The sequence below is a fragment of the Streptomyces sp. S6 genome (assembly GCF_054880855.1).
Genome location: NZ_JBTYMC010000590.1, coordinates 1 through 1848 on the forward strand (window position 1 = coordinate 1; position 1848 = coordinate 1848).

Sequence of the window (1848 nt, forward strand, 5' to 3'; positions counted from 1 at the left end):
GGGTCGGCGGGGCTGCCGGGGGCGTCGGGGTCGTCGGCGGTGCGAACGCGGGCGGGGCGAAGGCTGGGGGCGCGGCGGCGGGTTCGGGCACCGGTGGCTCCTCCTCGGCGACCTCGCCGCCGAAGTTGCGCAGCAGCGCGTCGAGACCGCCGTCGAAGCCCTGGCCGACGGCGGCGAAGCGCCAGACGTCCTTCAGGTAGAAGTCGCCGAGCATCACCGCGCGTTCGGTGGTGAACTCGGAGCCGTCGAAGGCGTACCGGGCGACCTCCTCGCCGCCGGCGACGATCCTGAGGTACCCGGGGGCGATCTGCGACATCTGTCCGTCGCCGTCGATCGTCGCGGTGAACGACAGTTTCTGGATCTGCGCCGGGACGCGGTCCAGGGTCACCCGGAAGGATTCCGTGTCCCCGGCCTGTTCACCGAGGAGCTGGACGGCCTCCTCGGGGGACTTGGGCTGGTTGAAGAAGACGAAGTACCGGTCGTCCGAGAGCCGTTCGTCGGCGTCCAGGCCGAAGCAGCTGATGTCGAAGGTCAGTCCCGGCGCGGATATCCGCACGCCCACGTACAGGTCCGTCCCTGCCGTGAGGTCGCCGATCCTGGCCTTGTGGCCGCGTTGGAATTCCCTGGGCATGTGCAACGACCGTCCCCCCGTTTCCCGAATGCCGGTCCGTTTCGCGCCAGGCTAGCCGCTGGCTCGGACATCGCACGAAGTTCGGTACGGACCCGGTACACAACGGGGGCCTCAGGGCTCACTCCCCGCGCGCGCCCGGCAGATGCGGGAGCCGGTCGGCGGAGACGACGCCCTCCAGGTAGCCGCGCGCGCGTTCGGTGCGCGGGTACGCCTCCAGCAGCCGCCAGAAGTCGGGGCCGTGGCCGGGGACGAGGAGGTGCGCCAGCTCGTGCAGGAGGACGTAGTCGATGACGTACTCCGGCATGCCCTTGAGCCGGTGGGAGAGCCGGATGCTGCCCTCGGCGGGCGTGCACGAGCCCCAGCGGGTGTTCTGATTGGTCACCCACCGCACCGAGCGGGGCCGCGCGCGGTCGTCGAAGTACTGCGCGGACAGGCGCTGCGCGCGTTCGGCGAGCTCGGCGTCGCCGGGGACCCGCCGGTTCTCCTGGGCGGCCAGCTTGTCGAGCATGACAGTCACCCAGCGCTTCTCCTCGGCCTCGGACATCCGGGCGGGGATGAGCACGACGGTGCGGTCGCCCTCGCGGTACGCGGAGACGGTCCGGCGGCGCCGGGCGCTCCTGCGGACCTCGATCGCGCTCGCCCCTGGACCGCTCGGCGGCTGGTTCGTCGCGCTGCGCTGTGATGTTCCGGCGTGCAGTGGGTCGGCGGACACGCCCTGACGTTACCCGCTGCACATGGGAGAAGTCTTGACTCCGGGACGGTTCGGTGTCGTTCCCGTGTCGTCCGGGTGCATCACGCCGGCGATTCGTACGACGAATTCGGATGCCTGTGGATAACTTTCCGCGCGTTTCGCCGGGGGTGGGCATGCTGAGGGTGACCGGTGGGGCGAGGGCCGCGCCGGGGCCGTGAGGCCATGACGACGACGGGGGTGGTGGCCGTGCATCCGAGGGTGAAGCCGGCGCTGCGGCGCGGCTGGCGGGATCTGAGCACCGTGCAGTTCGGGATGACTCCGGCGCACGCGCTGACGCTGGGCCCGCTGGACCGCGCCACGCAGGGGTTCCTGGAGCTGCTGGACGGGACGCGGGGGCTGCCGCTGCTGCGGGAGGAGGCGCGGCAAGGGTGTCCTGCGGCTGGAGAGCAACTACGCGCGCGTGGTGCCCGATGCGACCCCCGAACGGCTGACGGAGCTGTCCCGCGCGGGCATGCGGTCCTACCTG

Annotated in this window: 2 protein-coding genes and 1 pseudogene; 1 reads left to right on the forward strand and 2 read right to left on the reverse strand. The window is 71.5% G+C overall.

Features of this window, described 5'->3' with window-relative positions:
- Together ACVNF4_RS35565 and ACVNF4_RS35570 are read right to left on the reverse strand one after the other, a co-directional pair.
- Positions 1 to 631: TerD family protein (locus ACVNF4_RS35565; protein ID WP_461806968.1), on the reverse strand; the 631-nt coding region annotated here is incomplete at its 3' end.
- A gap of 118 nt (positions 632 to 749) precedes the next feature.
- Positions 750 to 1343: a M48 metallopeptidase family protein gene (locus ACVNF4_RS35570; protein ID WP_461806969.1), complete on the reverse strand. Its 594-nt coding sequence runs from the start codon at positions 1341 to 1343 to the stop codon at positions 750 to 752.
- 225 nt (positions 1344 to 1568) lie between these two features.
- Here ACVNF4_RS35570 and ACVNF4_RS35575 point away from each other — a divergent pair.
- Positions 1569 to 1848, forward strand: a pseudogene (locus tag ACVNF4_RS35575) (hypothetical protein); the annotation flags it as partial.